Origin of the sequence: Flagellimonas flava, from assembly GCF_900129665.1 — a bacterium.
In the GTDB taxonomy this organism is placed as follows: Bacteria; Bacteroidota; Bacteroidia; order Flavobacteriales; family Flavobacteriaceae; genus Flagellimonas; species Flagellimonas flava.
The window spans coordinates 529,206-546,658 of sequence record NZ_FQWL01000003.1 but is presented as its reverse complement, the minus strand read 5'-3'; the positions used below and the strand labels follow the sequence as shown (position 1 = coordinate 546,658).

The 17,453-nt window shown below is 41.6% G+C and carries 15 protein-coding genes; 5 read left to right on the top strand and 10 right to left on the bottom strand.

What is annotated here, in order from left to right; all coding sequences use genetic code 11:
* Positions 1–3 precede the first annotated feature (3 nt).
* Positions 4–588 carry a nicotinate (nicotinamide) nucleotide adenylyltransferase gene (gene nadD, locus BUC10_RS12050; RefSeq protein ID WP_073179890.1) on the top strand — a complete coding sequence of 195 codons (585 nt, stop codon included), beginning with the start codon at positions 4–6 and terminating at the stop codon, positions 586–588.
* 23 nt (positions 589–611) lie between these two features.
* On the opposite strand, the gene BUC10_RS12045 is transcribed toward nadD, so the two are convergent.
* From BUC10_RS12045 to BUC10_RS12035, 3 genes are read right to left on the bottom strand one after another with little or no spacing between them, the layout of a single operon-like run.
* Complete coding sequence (locus BUC10_RS12045) at positions 612–1,721, bottom strand: glycoside hydrolase family 130 protein (RefSeq protein WP_084732634.1); 1,110 nt, start codon at positions 1,719–1,721, stop codon at positions 612–614.
* Positions 1,718–2,431: a DUF6503 family protein gene (locus tag BUC10_RS12040; protein ID WP_073179888.1), complete on the bottom strand. Its 714-nt coding sequence runs from the start codon at positions 2,429–2,431 to the stop codon at positions 1,718–1,720. Before BUC10_RS12040 ends, BUC10_RS12045 begins: the two co-directional genes overlap by 4 nt.
* Before the next feature lie 5 nt (positions 2,432–2,436).
* Positions 2,437–4,716: an inorganic phosphate transporter gene (locus BUC10_RS12035; protein ID WP_073179886.1), complete on the bottom strand. Its 2,280-nt coding sequence runs from the start codon at positions 4,714–4,716 to the stop codon at positions 2,437–2,439.
* Positions 4,717–4,866: 150 nt separating this feature from the next.
* On the opposite strand from BUC10_RS12035, the gene dgt reads away from it, so the two are divergent.
* Entirely contained in the window at positions 4,867–6,225 is a 1,359-nt protein-coding gene (dgt, locus tag BUC10_RS12030; protein WP_073179883.1) for a dGTP triphosphohydrolase, read from the top strand.
* On the opposite strand, the gene BUC10_RS12025 is transcribed toward dgt, so the two are convergent.
* Positions 6,222–7,280, bottom strand: coding sequence for a DUF3078 domain-containing protein (locus tag BUC10_RS12025; RefSeq protein WP_073179881.1), 1,059 nt, complete (start codon positions 7,278–7,280; stop codon positions 6,222–6,224). The genes dgt and BUC10_RS12025 overlap by 4 nt on opposite strands.
* Positions 7,271–9,052 carry a 1-deoxy-D-xylulose-5-phosphate synthase gene (gene dxs / locus BUC10_RS12020; protein WP_073179879.1) on the bottom strand — a complete coding sequence of 594 codons (1,782 nt, stop codon included), beginning with the start codon at positions 9,050–9,052 and terminating at the stop codon, positions 7,271–7,273. Before dxs ends, BUC10_RS12025 begins: the two co-directional genes overlap by 10 nt.
* 134 nt (positions 9,053–9,186) lie before the next feature.
* Between dxs and BUC10_RS12015 the strand changes: the two genes are divergently transcribed.
* The 3 genes from BUC10_RS12015 to BUC10_RS12005 all read left to right on the top strand — a co-directional run bounded on the left by BUC10_RS12015 (position 9,187) and on the right by BUC10_RS12005 (position 11,381).
* On the top strand, positions 9,187–10,272 hold the full coding sequence (locus BUC10_RS12015; protein ID WP_073179877.1) for a hypothetical protein: 1,086 nt from the start codon (positions 9,187–9,189) through the stop codon (positions 10,270–10,272).
* A 103-nt stretch (positions 10,273–10,375) separates the two neighbouring features.
* Positions 10,376–10,825 carry a nucleoside deaminase gene (locus tag BUC10_RS12010; protein ID WP_073180137.1) on the top strand — a complete coding sequence of 150 codons (450 nt, stop codon included), beginning with the start codon at positions 10,376–10,378 and terminating at the stop codon, positions 10,823–10,825.
* Positions 10,826–11,015: 190 nt separating this feature from the next.
* Positions 11,016–11,381, top strand: coding sequence for a hypothetical protein (locus tag BUC10_RS12005; RefSeq protein ID WP_131819075.1), 366 nt, complete (start codon positions 11,016–11,018; stop codon positions 11,379–11,381).
* A 71-nt stretch (positions 11,382–11,452) separates the two neighbouring features.
* On the opposite strand, the gene BUC10_RS12000 is transcribed toward BUC10_RS12005, so the two are convergent.
* The 5 genes from BUC10_RS12000 to aspS form a co-directional block, all read right to left on the bottom strand.
* Positions 11,453–11,647, bottom strand: coding sequence for a cold-shock protein (locus tag BUC10_RS12000; protein ID WP_073179873.1), 195 nt, complete (start codon positions 11,645–11,647; stop codon positions 11,453–11,455).
* A gap of 80 nt (positions 11,648–11,727) precedes the next feature.
* A complete protein-coding gene (locus BUC10_RS11995; protein WP_073180135.1) occupies positions 11,728–11,979 on the bottom strand; it encodes a hypothetical protein in 252 nt (83 codons plus the stop codon).
* Between the two features lie 2 nt (positions 11,980–11,981).
* Entirely contained in the window at positions 11,982–13,682 is a 1,701-nt protein-coding gene (locus BUC10_RS11990; protein ID WP_116465773.1) for a chloride channel protein, read from the bottom strand.
* A gap of 170 nt (positions 13,683–13,852) precedes the next feature.
* Positions 13,853–15,430, bottom strand: coding sequence for a hypothetical protein (locus BUC10_RS11985; RefSeq protein ID WP_073179871.1), 1,578 nt, complete (start codon positions 15,428–15,430; stop codon positions 13,853–13,855).
* Positions 15,431–15,440: 10 nt separating this feature from the next.
* Entirely contained in the window at positions 15,441–17,189 is a 1,749-nt protein-coding gene (aspS, locus tag BUC10_RS11980; protein ID WP_073179868.1) for an aspartate--tRNA ligase, read from the bottom strand.
* Positions 17,190–17,453 lie beyond the last annotated feature (264 nt).

Genomic DNA, 17,453 nt, shown 5'->3' with positions numbered 1-17,453 from the left:
TACATGAAACAGGTAGGGCTTTATTTTGGCACCTTCAATCCGATTCATATAGGCCATTTGGCCATAGCCAACCATATGGTGGAGTTTTCGGACCTGGATGAAGTTTGGTTTGTGATCACGCCTCAAAGCCCTTTCAAGACCAAGCAATCACTTTTGGATAATCATCATCGCTATCAAATGGTATTTGAGGCCGTCAAGGATTACCCCAAACTAAAGCCGAGTAAAATAGAGTTTAATTTGCCCCAGCCCAACTACACTATCGATACCTTGGTGCATTTAGGGGAGGAATATGGTAAGGAACATCAATTCTCCTTGATTATGGGTGAGGATAACCTAAAGGGCTTTCACAAGTGGAAGAACTATGAAGCCATCCTGGAACTCCATAATATTTATGTGTATCCCAGAATTTCTAAAGGGCAGGTGGAACATAGATTTGCGAATCACCCTAAAATACATTGGGTAGAAGCGCCAATTATGGAAATATCCTCCACATTTATTCGAAAAGCCCACAAGGAGGGAAAAAATATTAAGCCGTTATTGCCAGAATCCGTTTGGATTTATATGGACGAGATGAACTTTTATCGCTGAAGGATTTTTTCCAAAATGACACCCTAGTTCTTGCTTGTAACCACTCCAACCATACTATCTGCCGTCCCATAATACAGGTGCCATATATTTTTAAAGAATACCAGACCTTCCAAAAAAGTGGTGCCGTCTTCGTACTGACCCGATTTTTCAAATGGAAGCTCAGGTTTGATAAAGGGAGCTTGACAGCGATCTAACAGTTTCCAAGGCTCAGAGGAGTCAAATAATGCCTGTCCGCCAGTATAGACCCTATTGCCCAAATGGTCCACTCCGATGTTTTGCGAGTTCCCGGCATTATATAGCACTACAATTCCATCTTTTGTAAGTATAGGTGGTGGTCCTGCTTCCACTAACCAAGAATCAAAATATCCCGGCCTAGGACTTAAAACAGGCGCCAAGGTGCCCTCATAGGTTTCCAAGGGAGTCCAATCAACTAAGTTGGTGGAGTGCGCTAGCCAAACATGGGGAACTCCATAGTACATCCAATATTTACCATTGATTTTGGTCGCCACCAGTTTCCCATTTTTCAGATGGGTGACTATGGCTCCGGACTTGGTCTCCGCATTTAGGTATTTTCCATTTTTATGTTTACTAAATGCTGGGCCATGCTTGTTCCAATCAATCAAATTACGGGATGTGGCAATTGCCAAACGAGGAACTTTTCGATTCCATTGCGTATACGTAAGAACATATAACCCATCCTCTGTTTCCACAATTCTGGGATCTTCGGTTCCGCCGGGCCATTCGTTTTGTTGTTGATCGTCCTTATTGGGATAGAAAATAGGATGCTTTTTCGTACTGTAGTGTTTTCCATCTTTGGACATGGCCAGTCCTATTCTAGAGGTGTGTCCACCGATTTCTTTTTCACCCAATTTCTCTTCAGCCCTATACAAAACCAAAATTTCCTCTCCCTTAACTACCGCTGCCGGATTAAAGGTTGCCATAGACTCCCAATGCACACTTTTACCAGAAATTGGGTCAACAAATGTAGATTCACTATTTTTTTGTATCAAAGGTTGCGCGTTGGCAGGTCTAAGAAAAGGACCAAGCATCCATGGTTTTTCCAATTCCTGGGAAAATAGCATTTGCGCAATAAAAAGAAACACTATCGATAATGGTAGCCCCTTGATTTTCATTCTTGAGGGAGGGTTAAAATATCTGTACCCAGATACTTGTTGTCCTTATTGTAAAACCAAGCCCTGGTTTTCGGCATTTTAATATTACTGACTTCTTCCAAATCTTTTAATAAGATGTATTCACCGTCGCCCTTACTTTCATCATGATAGAACTGGTACACTTCCATGGCATAGGTTTTTGGATCGAAATAAAAGTACCACACATCATCCCCAACCTTTTCATCGTAGGAAACTTTTAAGACTAGATATTCCTTTCCTTTAAAAGTTTTGGTCTGAACCTTCTGGTCAAGGTTACTGCCAGGGTCTTTCAGTTTCATCGGCAAACCATACAAATACGTGTAATAGTTTTGCATCATTTTACCGCGCTCACAGGTCAAGCGGTATGCTTTTCGGTCCTCATCTGAAATGGAGGTAGAACCGTTAAGCTGAGTAGAACAGGAATCGCCCTCAAAAAAATAACCGTAAGAATCCCCATCTTGTCTGACCTGCAACGTGAACGTTCTTTTTGGAAAATCCATTTGAATTGTACTGTAGCGATCGGCAGCATTTGGAGTTTCCATCCGGATGTTGAACGTTCCTTTAAAGCTCTTCCATTTTTGTTCCGGGTCATGAAACGCGATGGCCTTGTTCAGGACCTCTTCCGAAGTTAAGGATTGGGCGCAGAGTCCACTTAAACTTAAAAAGACTAAAAGTATGGACAGAATTCGCATAATGATTAGTTTGTTTTTGGAATACGAGCAGGTTCCACAGTACTGTCGTGCTCAGTATAATAAAGCTCCAGTAGTTTCAAGGTCGATTTGATGAGGTCCTTTGTTTCCGTTAGGAATGAGAAGTACAATGTAGTGTTTTTTGGACTTGATTCTTCGGTACGGGTTCGTGCTACTTGCTTTTCTATCTTATCTGAAACCAAGTCAAAAAGCTCCTCTTTTCGTGTTAGAATCGCCTGGATTTTTTCGAAACTTCTATTCTGGAAAATCTCCTGGGTACTCTGGAAAAGCTGTTCCAATGTGGTGTCCAATTCCTTTAGTTCCTTTATCTGGGTATACTTCAGCTTTTTATGATTGTTATGGACATGCTTATAGCCAAGGGTGGAGACATATTCCAACGACTGGGAAAGATCTTGGAGCAGCCCAAGAAGACTGATGTAAAAATTACTTGCGCCCCCAACACTGCTTTCGTCCAAGTTTTTAATGAAGTAAAAGATGTTATTTTTCAAGTCTTCAATTTCATTGGACATTTTGTTGACACCCTTCTTGTTTTTCCGAAGCGTTTCAATATCATGACGTGCCAACCCATTGATGGAATTCGTATAGATACGGTTACTTCTTTTGATCATATTTCCAATGTTGTCCGCACTTTCTTCAATCACACCTTGAATGGAACTACTTTCAGCCCTTCGTAAACTGTCCTCAGCTTTTATCACCTTGGTTTTTCGGTTGTGCGATAGATAATTCCGAAGCAATACAACAGCTGCAAAAACGAGCAATAGCAACATGCCCGTAAACCTCCCGATATGCAGTATATAAGCAATAATGGCTGCGGCAACGAAGGCACTCAAAGCCGTAAAGAACCAGCCGCCTATAACATTGAGTACCCCGGCAACCCTATAAACAGCACTTTCCGCTCCCCAAGCGCGATCTGCCAAGGAAGTTCCCATGGCGACCATAAAGGTAACATAGGTGGTTGACAGTGGAAGTTTCATACTGGTAGCTATGGAGATAAGAACACTGGCCACCATCAGGTTAACGGAGGCCCGTACCATATCAAAAGCGGGCATATCCTGGACCTTGCTTTTTGGGACATAAGTGTAAGGGATCACAAATTGTTTATCCACTGTTCGCTGAACTGAAGGTGGGATTACCTTGGATAAATTTTCAAAGGCAGCAATACTTAGCTTTACCACCTGCCTTGAAAGGTAATTGGGTTGGAAACGTTCATCACCTTCATCCTGTCTCGCCAAATCAACACTGGTCTTTACCACGCTTTTGGCCTTACTGGAAAACCAAAGTGTAATGACCATAATTCCCCCTGAGAGCAGTAGTAACAAGGTTGGGGTCTGTACTGCGGCCGAAAGTCCCTGCATATTGAATTCGGCAGGAGCAATTCCTGATGCCTGCCAGTCTTGGAATGACTGTAGGGCGGCGATTGGTACCCCAATGAAATTCACCAAATCGTTTCCAGCAAAGGCCATGGCCAAAGCAAAGGTTCCGAATGCGATGACTCCACGGTAAATATTCCATTTTAGGATGCTTGCTGCCACCCAAGAAACCAAAATCCAAAAAACCACATTTCCCAGCACAAAAAGTACAGGCTGTGTGGCCACAAATTCTGAAACCGCTCCATCAAAAAGGGCTGCACTCTTTAGTCCCTTGATCAAGATGAAATAAATGATAGCGGTAATGGCCAGACCTCCAAAAATAGACTCAACCCATTTGGATTTGTCCTTATAATCGAATGAAATAAGTAATCTGGAGACAAACTGCACAATGGCTCCTATGGTAAAAGCAATAAAGACGGAGAGGAGGATTCCGAAAATGATTTCGGCTGCTTTGTCTGTATTGATATAGGCTCCCAAATCGGAAAAACTACCATCCAACTTGAGGATTTTCATCAATGAAATTGCGACGGAAGCACCTAAAAGTTCAAATACAATGGAAACAGTGGTTGAGGTCGGCATTCCCAAGGTGTTGAAGAAATCCAACAGTAGAATATCGGTGATCATGACCGCCATGAAGATGAACATGATCTCTTCAAATACAAACTCACCGGGGTTAAAAATTCCTTTTCGGGCCACCTCCATCATGCCACTGGAAGACATTGCACCAAAAGCAATACCAATACTGGCAATGATCATTATAGTTTTGAAGGAAATGGCTTTGGATCCTATTGCCGAGTTCAAAAAGTTAACTGCATCGTTACTTACCCCCACTACCAAATCGGTAATTGCCAAAATAGCCAAGGCAATCACCATAAAAATGTAGATGTTCTCCCCCATGGTTTATTGAAATATGGCAAAAATGCCACTATAAATTCGCAACAAGGTTAATAAAATGTTACGAAATTACGCATGAACGAGGCGATTATTTTGGGTTGGCGGAAGTGGAATTTATCTTTTGGCATATCTTCGCCCAAAATAACTATGTGCATGGAATGGGAGCGCTTACTTTCCCTTAAAAGACAAGGTGATACCCATAAGCGGTTAAGGAAAGAACAGGTAGAGACCCGTCTGGGCTTTGAGGTGGACTATGACCGCATTATTTTTTCATCTGCGTTTAGAAGTCTTCAAGACAAAACACAGGTGGTTCCCATGCCCATCAGCGTGGGCTCCAAGAAGAATTTTGTACACACCCGCCTTACCCATAGTTTGGAAGTCTCGGTTGTGGGACGAAGTTTGGGTCGCGTGGCCGGACAACAGATATTGGCCAAATACCCGTCTCTACAAGAGGTTCATGGGTATCAATTCAATGATTTTGGAGCTATTGTAGCGGCAGCGGCATTAGCTCATGATATTGGCAACCCCCCTTTTGGTCATAGCGGGGAAAAATCTATTGGAAACTACTTTGTGCAAGGTAACGGCAAGCACTATAAGTCAATGCTTTCTCCGGAGGAGTACCAGGATTTGGTAGATTTTGAGGGAAATGCAAATGGGTTTAAACTATTAACCGAGTCACGGGAGGGCGTTCCGGGAGGGCTTCGGTTGAGCTATGCCACCTTGGGTGCCTTTATGAAGTATCCTAAAGCTTCTTTGCCGAAAAAACCATCCAAACATATTGCAGATAAGAAGTTTGGGTTCTTTCAGTCTGAGCAGGCATTCTTTATGGAAGTGATTGAGGAAATAGGCCTGCTAAAGAACAAAAAGAATCCCGGGATTGGGTTTCTACGACATCCGTTGACCTATTTGGTGGAAGCGGCCGACGATATCTGCTACACCATTATCGATTTTGAGGATGGGATCAACCTTGGTTTGATTCCTGAGGAATATGCATTGGAATACTTGATCAATTTGGTGAAGGACAACATCAATACGAAAAAGTACAGTACCATGAGCCATTCAAGTGATCGTTTGAGCTACTTGAGGGCCTTGGCCATCAATACATTAATTAAGGATGCTGCGGAAGTGTTTGAAAGGCACGAGTCGGAAATTCTAAAAGGGGAGTTTAATACGGCTTTGTTAGATCGGGGAAGATATAAAGCCCAAATAGATGATATCATCAAATTAAGTGTCGAAAGAGTATACCAATCCACAGAAGTCATCGACAAGGAAATTGCGGGTTATAAAATCATTTCGGATATTTTGGATGCCTATACCCAAGCACTGATTCGCACTAAAGAAGGGACAGCAACCAATTATGATAGACTGCTGGTTAAAAGCCTTCCGGAAACATATAGGAACACCGAGAATTCCGTCTATAAGATTTTACTGGATACCTGTTGCTTTGTGGCCAGTTTATCGGATAGTGCTGCGGTTCATATCCATAATAAGCTCATGGGCAAACAACTTTAAAAGGCGTAGGTAAGGCCAACGCCCAATAGTTGTTTGAACTGGACTCTTGCGCCGCCAGGATCCAACACGGTTCCGTCATCGGCGACCAATTCATCAAATTTAATGTCGTCATCGTAAATGATATGGGTGCCGATATTGGTCTGTATGTACTTGTTCACTTTTAGGTTGAAATTGAGTTCCCAGTCTATATCAACATTTCCAAAACTTAGCAGATAGTCTGTATACAGGCTTATCCGATGGTTCATAAGAATGTTTTTAAGCACTTCTTTTTCCCAGGTGTTCGTAATCAAAAAACCAAGCTCCATAAATAGATTGTCCCCTGGGTCCACTCCAAAGGCACCTTGGTCCGATAGGTCTTCATCCAACACGAAAGTTGCTTTTTGTGTAATGGGAGAAATGTAAAGATTGAATTTTTTCCCTTCGGGAATATAAGAGGTCCCCGCACCTAGGAACAGATAACCCGGAGACATAAACCGAGATATAGGTGTATCCCTATCCGGGTATTTAAATCCATTGGAAAACTGGGTATTAAAATTGGCCTTTACAGAGTAGTACCAGTTGGTTATGGTATCCTTTCTGAAACCGATCGTCGAGGCGATTCGGATTTGATCATCCGTTTTTCTGAGCTGCCTCCCTTCCTGTGCATTCAATCCGTAGCGAAGCCGTAGCTCATTGTTCCAGTTTAGATACCTGAATTTGTAATTTCGGGTAAACCTGGCATTGGCCAGGGCGGAAACCGAATTGTCGCCCCCCGCATTCCAATTCACAAATGCAACCTCGTTAATATTCATTCCAAACTCATTGGTCTTGGTCCAAAAGGATTGCGGAACAAATTTCTTATACTTTTTTAAGAGTGGCTTAACCCGGTTCAAGGGCGTTCTTGGATCGGTAAGTTTGGCACTCCTGGTGAGGTACTTGAGTTTTACATCCTTTATTTTAACAACTCTAAATCCAGGTTTCACACTATCTTTTTCGAATACTTGAAGTGGATTTACCTGGGCCTGCATGCAAAAGGAGGCGGTAAGGAATAAAATTAGAAAACAGATTAATCGCATTGGTTTAAGGTTGATTTTATATAGGAAAATATCGCATCAAAATCTATACCAGCCAAGGTGTGTGTTTCGCCCATTGTTCCATGTTCAACAAACTTGTCCGGTATACCAAAAATTTTAACTTGATTTCGATAATTCTGCGCATTGGCGAACTCAAGAATTGCCGATCCAAAGCCTCCTTGGGCACAACCATCTTCCACAGTGACAATATGGTCATAGGTTTCAAAAATCCTTATGACCATGGTTTGGTCTAAAGGTTTGGCAAATCGCATATCGTAATGTCCCACACGCTTGTCTTGGTCCAAACCTTCCAAAATTTTGGTCACCGTGTTCCCAATATGCCCAAGGGATAAAATAGCTATATCCGATCCTTTTTTCAAGCACCTTGCGGTACCCATCTCAATGGACTCAAATTCGTTTTCCCAGTTCATGTTGACACCTCTTCCGCGAGGGTATCTAATGGCGATTGGTCCTTTTAACTCCTTTTGGGCCGTAAACATAATATTTCTGAGCTCCATTTCGTTCATTGGCGCAAAGACCGTGAGGTTTGGAATACATCTTAAATAGGCCAAATCAAAAACACCATGATGGGTTGGCCCATCCTGTCCAACAAGACCAGCACGATCCAAGCAAAAAATGACGGGTAGGTTTTGCAGGGCTACATCATGGATAACCTGGTCATATGCCCTTTGCAAAAAAGTGGAATAGATATTGCAAAATGGAACATAACCTTCCGATGCCATTCCAGCGGCCAGGGTTACCGCATGCTGTTCTGCTATTCCCACGTCAAATGCTCTTTCTGGAATCTCATCCATCATAAATTTTAGGGAACTTCCCGTGGGCATTGCAGGGGTAATCCCTACAATTTTTTCATTTTTCTTGGCCAATTCTACAATAGTGTGTCCAAATACATCTTGATACTTGGGCGGTTGGGCGGTACTGTCTTTTTTGATGCGTTCCCCAGTATGTTTGTCAAATTTCCCGGGCGCATGGTAAACCACCTGGTTTTCCTCCGCTTTTTTGAGTCCTTTGCCCTTGGTGGTAATCACATGTAGAAGTTTTGGTCCGGAAAGCGATTGTAATCGCTTAAGCTCAAAAATCAATGCCTTTAGGTCATGTCCGTCGATAGGCCCTGAGTAATTTAGGTTAAGACATTCAAAAATGTTCTCATCTTTTGCGGTACCTGCCTTCACATTGGTCAGGTATTTTTTAAGGGCCCCAACACTGGGGTCAATACCAATGGCATTGTCGTTTAGAATTATAAGGACGTTGGTGTTGGTTACCCCTAAATGGTTCAATCCTTCGAAAGCCATCCCGCTTGCAATGGAGGCATCTCCTACAACAGCAATATGTTGGGTGGTATTGTCTCCTTGGAGCTTGGAGGCAAGGGCCATTCCTAGAATTGCCGAAATGGCGGTGGAACTATGCCCGGTTCCAAAGTTGTCATATGGACTTTCGCTTCTTTTGGGAAAACCGCTTAAGCCGCCCAATTGTCTGTTGGTATCAAAAATCTCTTTTCTGCCGGTTAAGATTTTATGCCCGTAGGCTTGGTGGCCCACATCCCAGATCAATTTATCGTTTGGAGTGTCGAAAACATAATGGAGGGCAATGGTGAGTTCCACAACACCAAGACTTGCGCCAAGATGTCCTTCCTTGGCAGAAATGATATCAATAATGAACCTACGAAGTTCCCTCGCAAGGGAAGAGAGGTTGTTTTCTGGGACTTTTTTTAAATCCTTGGGGCTATTTATGTTGCGCAATAAAGGGTAGTCCATTATGGGATTAAAATGCAAAACTACATTTTTTAAGCTTTGACAACGGGTTTGTACATCCTCTACAACAAAGATTGTTAAAAGCTGGTAAACTGAGCTAGTTTAGGTTCCTGAAACCATAAAACTTTTTTTTCAAAATGAACAACAACCTTAAAACATTGACTTTGGCTACTTTGGTGCTTTTGGCATCCTGTAGCAAAGACGAATCTTCGAGCCCTAATACAGACAATGATCAGGCTATTGAAGCACTTGAACAAACCCCTCTAGAGATAGATGTAGTATCAGATAATGTGGTGATTGCTGGAGGACAAAAGGAAACCGGAACACCTCCAACTCCAAACGAGGCAATTTCCCTGGATGTATCCAAAGCTTCCAAAACTGCATTATTGGGTGAAGGCTTTGAAGTTCCGCTAAGTTCTGATGGGGTAATTACCGGTGCCTATATTCAATTCAAATCTAATGATGGGACTGTGTCCGATACGTATTATGACATTGATTTGGCTGCCAACTCTTCCAATAAGGCGACAGGTAAGAAAGGTAGATTTTCTTCAAGAACTGCCAAGGAAGATACCGAGGTTGAATTGGATGTTGACTTCAACACCAATATTGAACCAGGAACGTTCTGCTACGTAATCTGTGTCTATGATGCCGAAGGTAATATCAGTGCGCCAGAAGAAGTTTGTGTTACTGTAGAGAGTTGGGGAGGCAATAGCGCCATTTCTGGGTCATGGAACATAAAAAAATATGAAGACACTTATGATGGTGAAACCACTATTGAGATAATCGGAGAAAAAAACTGCGATGAATATTCCACCTATTGTATTCTTGATGAATCGTATAAGTCGGTCACTGAGTGCGAAACTTTGGATGCCGCAGTACTTATTTTGAACGAAGATGGCTCCTATGTTGCCGAATCAAGTGGTGTTGATGAGTTCCTGGATAACGCTGTTTTTGAAGAGACTTGCGATGTTACTTACAAGGAATATGACTATAGTTATAGAGGTGAGGGTAATTGGGCTTATGTAGCGGACACCAAAAGGTTGACCATCGTCGAATATAAGTATACGGAAACATACAAAGAAGAAACAGATACCGAAGTTCTAGATGCAGGTGAGGGAGAACTGGTATTTGATGGGATTATAGAATTGGATGGGAACAGCATGATCATAAATGAAGATTTTGGTCAGGGTGAAACCTATATAGTTTACTTTGAAAAAGAATAAATTCGTTTAACTAAGAATTAGAAAGACCCTCTGTTTTTACAGAGGGTTTTTTGTTTTCAATGGGATTAATAACTACTATTGTGCTTCAATTTTTAAGATGGCAATGGTAACACCTTTTGATGATAACTACTTCATGAAAAAAGCCCTACAGGAGGCAGAACTTGCCTATCAAAGTGGAGAGGTTCCTGTAGGTGCCGTTGTGGTGGTCAACAATAGAATAATAGGTAAGGCCCATAACCTCACGGAACGGTTAATGGACGTTACCGCGCATGCCGAAATGCAAGCCATTACCGCTGCTTCCAATTTTCTGGGAGGCAAATATCTTCATGGGTGCACTCTTTATGTAACATTGGAACCCTGTCAAATGTGCGCCGGGGCATTGTATTGGAGCCAGATTTCCAAAGTGGTCTACGGTGCAAAGGATTTGGAAAGAGGATTCAATGTAATGGGGGGGCATCTGCATCCCAAAACGGAAGTAGTTGGTGGAATTATGGAAAATGAAGCTTCAGAAATGCTGAAACGGTTTTTCATCCAGCGGCGGAATTTGAATTGAGGCTTTGACCATTAACCAAATTTTTGGGACAATTTAGCCCAATTCCCTTTTAATAATTTTAAACCAAGCCTTAGGCCTATATCGCACTCAGAAGTAAGTTGAGGTGTTAGCGGTTTTAGTGTGAACCACATATCAAATTGCAAGAAAAAGATTACTTATATTTATTGGTGTTAACTAATAAATAATGGATATGAAAATTTACATGACTTTGGTTTTGGGATTAACGATGGTCTTCTTTTCAAGTGCCCAGGAGAAGTGGACTTTTGAACAAGGACTGAATGCAGCTAAGATGTATTGTAATAGTTCTGAAGCAATGCGAGTAGGTGAAAGGCATGCAGATGAGTGGAGAAGTAAGGGACAAATCGAGTATGCCCAAGGAATCATGGATGGAATTGCCAGGTGCAAATCTGGAGAAAGTCCGGTCAAGAAAAGTGGCGCTAAGAAAAGTTGCAGAAAGCCCACTGTTTGTTCAAAATTGGACAAGAAAAAAAATTCGGCACTTTACGCAGCTTTATGTTCTTGCCCTTTGGATAAAAAGGACAAAGAAAAACAATAGGCCTTGCTTCTATTAATCAAAAAACCCTGATGTTTACATCAGGGTTTCAACTTAATCAAAATAAAATATTGTTATCCGATTACTTGCACTTGTGCAGCAACCATTCCTTTTCTTCCCTCTTCTTCTTGGTATTCTACTTTGTCGCCTTCGTTTAGTTCCACTCCGTTCAATGCGGTTACATGAACAAAAATGTCCTTTCCTGTGTCGTCGTTGGTAATGAACCCATAACCTTTAGATCCATTAAAAAATTTTACTGTGCCAGTCATTAAAATAAATAATTGTTAAAGTACTAATGTAGCTTTTTTTGGATTGCTTTGGGAGAATTCCACTTTAAATCTTAAGAAAATTATTGATTCTCAGCATTTTTCTCTTCCTTTTCTTGCATCTTTTTAATATTCTCCCGGGTTAACATATAATCTTTCATGTCTTTACCCTTACTTTCCTTTATCAAAAAAAGCGGCATTGCCACCAAGAAAAGTCCTACGGTCCCCGCGCCAATAAATTTGTTGCCCCCCTTTGGATTCTCCTCTTTAATGTTAAAACCATAGATAATGGAAGTTGCGGAAGCCAAGAGTACCAATAGAACAATATATTTCATTTTCATCTTGTATAGTTTATCAGTTTTCTTCTATAGGCTGTCAACAATTTTGACTTGGATATAAAGCCAAGATATTTTCCATCTTTGATTACCGGAAGGTTCCAAGCACCACTATCCTGGAACTTTTGCATGACCTTTTTCATGTTGTCCGAGTCGTAAAAAATATGTTCTGGGGGAGCATGCATCAGATTTTTCACAAAGATGGTCCCATACAGGTCAGTATCGAACATAAACTCCCGAATATCATCCAACAAAATGATACCTATCAGTTTTTGCTGTTCATCCAGTACTGGAAAAATGTTTCTTTTAGATTTTGATACAGATTGATGGAGCATTTCGCCCAAGGACATTTCCGGGTGTACCGATTTAAAATTAGTCTCTATCACATTGTCCATTTCCATCAAGCCCAGGACCATTTGATCTTTATTATGGGTTAAAACTGCTCCTATTTTTGCCAGTTCTTTTGTGTATATGGTATAGTCCAATGCATTTTTGGTGATAAGGTAAGATATGGAAGCCGTAATCATCAAGGGAACAAAGAGTTGGTAGCCACCAGTAATCTCGGCAATCAAAAATATGGCGGTAAGCGGTGCATGGATTACCCCGGCAATCAATCCTGCCATTCCAATAAGCGTAAAATTACTTTCGGAAACCTCAAAGCCCAGTCCAAGATTGTTGATGACCTTGGCGACTACGTTCCCCAGTGCACTCCCCATAACCATTGTTGGAATAAAGGTTCCCCCAGCTCCACCTGCCGCAAAGGTCGTGGTCATGGCGATGGCCTTAAAAATTGTAATCCCAAATAAAAGGGCTATAACGACCCAAATATTATCTGTAAATGCATCAAAAGGTGTATTCCCAAGTGCTTTAAGGTGATTGCCTTCCAGTAAATTATTGATAAACCCAAAGCCCTCCCCATAAAGTGGTGGAATGGCGTACAGCATTATTCCTATGGCGATTCCCCCAACCAGCAGTTTGTATTTGGGGCTTTTAAATCGTTTAAAAAAACCCAGAATCGCAAAATACATTTTGGTAAAATAGATAGAGGCAAAAGCAGTACCTACACCCAATACGACGTAAAAGAAAGTATCCTTCAGTTCAAATCCTTCGGATAGAGAAAAACTGAAAAGGATCTCGTTCCCCAAAAAGAAATAAGAAGTAAGTACTCCCGAAATAGAGGCCAATAACAAAGGAAGCATGGAAAGCATGGTGAGATCCAAGGTGAATACCTCCACAGCAAAAATAATGGCCGCAATAGGGGATTGGAAAATGGACGAAATGGCCCCAGCCGAGGCGCAGGCCACCAAAAGCGACCGTGTCTTTGCATCAATATGAAACAACCGGCTCAGATTGGAACTTATGGCCGAGCCCGATTTAACAGCTGGCCCCAGCAACCCTACCGAACCACCAAAACCTACCGTCAACGGCGCTGCAATAAGTGGGGTGTAAATGTTTTTGGTCGACAACAACCCCCCTTTTTTGGAGAGCGAGAATATTATGGAAGAAACCGCATGCTGAATGGGTCTTTTATGTACAAATTTCACATAAAGGTAAACCAAGGTCAAACCGATTACCGGAAGAATGAAGTAGAGCTGGTTTTTTGAAATTACGATTCCACCTTCCAACAAAGCTTGAATAAAATAGGTGATGTTCTTTAGGGTTACGGCTGCAAGACCTGCCAAAAAACCCACAACCACGCTCATTAGATGCACAAAGGTTTTGTTGGAGATGTTTTTATATCTCCACTTTAGGAATTTTTTCAGCGCATTTTTGGCATAAACCACTTTACTAAAGCTTAGCTTAAGGAATAATTAAAACCAAAATTCGCAAAAAAAAGGATAGATTGGTCGGAGTAGGGGAATTCAATACTAACTTATTGTAGTGGATCCAGGAATTCTTCACGATTATCCAGTTCTGGCCATACGGTAATATGTTCCACAAACGAAGAATGTTGGTAATAGTTGATTGCCATACTTTTTACTTTCGTAATGTATTCATCATAAGATGAAACATTGGCATACTTGGAAATTCGTGAGGATTTAATCGAAAAGTCGGTAAGGTCAAGAGTTTCCAACCCCCCCAAGTTGGGCATTTTTGGCAGGGCTAGATTCTTGTCCGTATTAGCATTAAAACCAACTGTCCAATTGGAGTTTTGATTTTCAGATTTTAGATGGATTTTCCCACTAAAGAAATTACTTATGGGCGTAAAGGATATATTTATTGATGCGTTGCCTAAAGCGGTCACAAGGTCAGTTTCTGCAGGATTGTATTCATTTAATGGGAGTCCTTCACCAAGATATCTATAACCATCCAAATTGGCACCATAAAGGTCCGTATAGGAGTGACTGTAAAAGGGAAGGTCATCCACATAGGGGTGTAGAATTCTATTGGAATTTACAATTTGTCCAATTCCAAACAATACATTGTGAAATCTATAATTTTGAAAATCATCTTCATTTTCGTAGCCGAGCAGACCAATCTGGGAAGTATCAGTGTACGGAAAGTTCCCGACCGATATATTATCTGAACTGAAATCACCCGAAGTTAATACCAAAGGGTCGGAAATGGTATCTCTTTTAAGCCTAGCTACAAAATGTGTTCCGTTTACAGGGCCTCCAGGGGATAGAATAAAGATGTTTTCGGTGGGGTTTTGCCTATCGAGCAAATCTAGAGTACCAATATTCTGATCAGGGGTAAAAACAAAATACCCATATCCAAGCCCTTCAAGATGGGAAAACCCTGTGGAGCCAAATTCAATTTGGATGGATTCAAAATCAAACCTACCTTGATTTTTTAGATAAAAATCCGTCACTTTTCCCCGGTTTAGATGGGGAGTGGACTCTATGTTAATGGCACCGTTCACTTCTTTGGCCACCACGGTCAAAATAAAATCTTGTTGGGCATCAAAGCTAAAAGGGGCAAGGAAAGTATGGTCTGTTTGGTTACCAAGCTCAATACTATCCAGTGGGTTACCTTGGAGGTCGGAAAGAAAAGCATAGGCCTCTTCTATGGGATTCCGTATATAATTCTCCTCGGTCATCAATCGAAGTAGTATGCGTTGAATTTTGATTTTAATTTCGATGGCATTGGAGTTGGTCGAGCCATCGGTTACAACAAATCGTAGTGTTTTTTCACCCGGGGCATATAAATTCGGGTCAAATTCAAAGGAATAAGTAGAATTACTATCATAGATTTCTTCTGATTCCAGAAGGACTTTTAGATTGACGTTTTGATCAATATCATCGGATATGTTAGCCGAAATCTGGATTACTTCACTTAAAACTTGATTGGTTACAAGTCCTTGGAGACTTATGGTAGGAGGAGTGGTGTCCTCAACTATGGGAGTATCATCCCCTGCAATTTCCTTGTCTCCATCGGTAGAACAAGAAATTAGAAAAGCGAGGGATACTAGGGCTAAAAACTTGTTTAAAATAGGGCTTTGGGCGACCATGTTCACTGTATTACGACATTAACTTTAAACCTAATTCCTTCAATTGCTCATCATCAATTGTTGCCGGCGCATCGATCATAACGTCCCTACCACTATTGTTTTTAGGGAAAGCAATAAAATCACGAATGGTCTCCTGTCCGCCCAAAATAGACACCAATCTATCCAATCCAAAGGCGATACCTCCATGGGGTGGCGCCCCGTATTGAAAAGCGTCCATTAAAAATCCAAACTGTTCCCTGGCCTCCTCAGGAGTAAAGCCCAAATGCTTGAACATGGTGGCTTGGATTTCTTTATCATGTATACGTATGGATCCTCCTCCAATTTCGTTTCCGTTCAGGACCAGATCATAGGCGTTGGCCTTTACATCACCGGGATTGGTTTCCAGTAATTCCAATTGTCCAGGTTTTGGTGAAGTGAATGGGTGGTGCATGGCATGGTAAGTTCCGGTTTCCCCATCCAATTCCAATAGTGGAAAATCAATTACCCAAAGGGGTGCGAACTCATTTGGTTTTCTAAGGCCCAACCGCTCGGCCAACTCCATACGAAGCGCACTCAATTGCGCTCTTGTCTCGCCGGTATTCCCAGATAGTACACAAATTAAATCCCCCGTCGTGGCTTGGGTAACTTCGGCCCATTTGGCCAAATCTTCTTGGTCGTAAAATTTGTCTACGGACGATTTGTATGAACCATCCTCATTACATTTGACATAGACCATACCCTTGGCGCCAACTTGTGGGCGTTTTACCCAATCTATAAGTTTGTCAATTTCCTTTCGGGTATATGAAGCTCCACCAGGAACAGCTATACCGACCACTAATTCTGCTGAATTAAAGACATTAAAATCTTTGTGTTGCGCAACGCTGTTCAATTCTCCGAATTCCATTCCAAACCGGATGTCCGGCTTGTCGTTACCGTATTTTTGCATGGCTTCGTCAAAGGTGATTCTTGGAAAATCACCAGAGTCTATACCATGAACTTCTTTAAGTAGATGTTTGGTTAGACCTTCAAAAGCATTTAAAATGTCTTCCTGTTCCACAAAGGCCATTTCGCAATCTATTTGGGTGAATTCCGGTTGACGGTCCGCCCTTAGATCTTCATCCCTAAAGCATTTTACGATTTGAAAATATTTATCCATTCCGCCCACCATTAACAGCTGTTTAAAGGTCTGCGGGGATTGGGGCAGGGCGTAGAACTGACCTTCGTTCATTCGACTTGGGACCAAGAAATCCCTGGCACCCTCTGGTGTGGATTTTATCAAATACGGTGTTTCCACTTCAATAAAACCTTCATCGGAAAGGTACTTGCGCACTTCCATGGTCACTTTGTGGCGGAAAATGAGATTATCCTTGACCGGGTTTCTTCGGATATCAAGGTATCTATATTTCATTCGGATATCCTCACCTCCATCAGTTTCATCTTCTATGGTGAAGGGAGGAAGAATGGATTCGTTTAAAACCTGCAGTTCCTGCACAAGTACTTCAATATCTCCAGTTGGAATATTTGGGTTTTTGGAGGCACGCTCAATCACCTGACCTTTAATGTGGATCACGGTTTCCCTGCCAAGCTCCCTTGCTTCTTCCAACAACCCCTTAGGAGTACGATCTTGATCCAATACCAATTGGGTAATTCCGTACCGGTCCCTTAGGTCTATCCAAACCACAAAGCCTTTGTCTCTTACCTTATGTACCCAACCACTTAAAACAACTTCTGAATTGATGTTGGAAGCCCTTAGGGCACCGCAAGTATTACTTCTGTACATGACATTAATTATAGAGGGGCAAATTTAATAGGAATGTTAGGATTTATTGCCAGATATATACATTTTCTGGCCTGGTAAAGATTCAATTACGATAAACCCAATTCTGTCTTCATAACCTGAAAGTAATACTGGGATAACCTTCATTTAACTTTAAATTTACATGTAAAACCCTTTGTTTTTTGGTACAGAATTATCGACAAACGGCCTCTAACGTCTTGAAATGATAATATTTAAAATGCTGATATGTAGATTTTTATGGATTTA

Bases quoted from the DNA above. Each gene is read 5' to 3' on its own strand.
- BUC10_RS12005 (WP_131819075.1), top strand. From the start codon at position 11,016: ATGAAAATTTACATGACTTTGGTTTTGGGATTAACGATGGTCTTCTTT.
- BUC10_RS11985 (WP_073179871.1), bottom strand. From the start codon at position 15,430: ATGGTCGCCCAAAGCCCTATTTTAAACAAGTTTTTAGCCCTAGTATCC.
- BUC10_RS12010 (WP_073180137.1), top strand. From the start codon at position 10,376: ATGGTAACACCTTTTGATGATAACTACTTCATGAAAAAAGCCCTACAG.
- dxs (WP_073179879.1), bottom strand. From the start codon at position 9,052: ATGGACTACCCTTTATTGCGCAACATAAATAGCCCCAAGGATTTAAAA.
- BUC10_RS12025 (WP_073179881.1), bottom strand. From the start codon at position 7,280: ATGCGATTAATCTGTTTTCTAATTTTATTCCTTACCGCCTCCTTTTGC.
- nadD (WP_073179890.1), top strand. From the start codon at position 4: ATGAAACAGGTAGGGCTTTATTTTGGCACCTTCAATCCGATTCATATA.
- aspS (WP_073179868.1), bottom strand. From the start codon at position 17,189: ATGTACAGAAGTAATACTTGCGGTGCCCTAAGGGCTTCCAACATCAAT.
- BUC10_RS12035 (WP_073179886.1), bottom strand. From the start codon at position 4,716: ATGGGGGAGAACATCTACATTTTTATGGTGATTGCCTTGGCTATTTTG.
- dgt (WP_073179883.1), top strand. From the start codon at position 4,867: ATGGAATGGGAGCGCTTACTTTCCCTTAAAAGACAAGGTGATACCCAT.
- BUC10_RS11990 (WP_116465773.1), bottom strand. From the start codon at position 13,682: ATGAGCGTGGTTGTGGGTTTTTTGGCAGGTCTTGCAGCCGTAACCCTA.
- BUC10_RS12045 (WP_084732634.1), bottom strand. From the start codon at position 1,721: ATGAAAATCAAGGGGCTACCATTATCGATAGTGTTTCTTTTTATTGCG.
- BUC10_RS12000 (WP_073179873.1), bottom strand. From the start codon at position 11,647: ATGACTGGCACAGTAAAATTTTTTAATGGATCTAAAGGTTATGGGTTC.
- BUC10_RS12040 (WP_073179888.1), bottom strand. From the start codon at position 2,431: ATGCGAATTCTGTCCATACTTTTAGTCTTTTTAAGTTTAAGTGGACTC.
- BUC10_RS12015 (WP_073179877.1), top strand. From the start codon at position 9,187: ATGAACAACAACCTTAAAACATTGACTTTGGCTACTTTGGTGCTTTTG.
- BUC10_RS11995 (WP_073180135.1), bottom strand. From the start codon at position 11,979: ATGAAATATATTGTTCTATTGGTACTCTTGGCTTCCGCAACTTCCATT.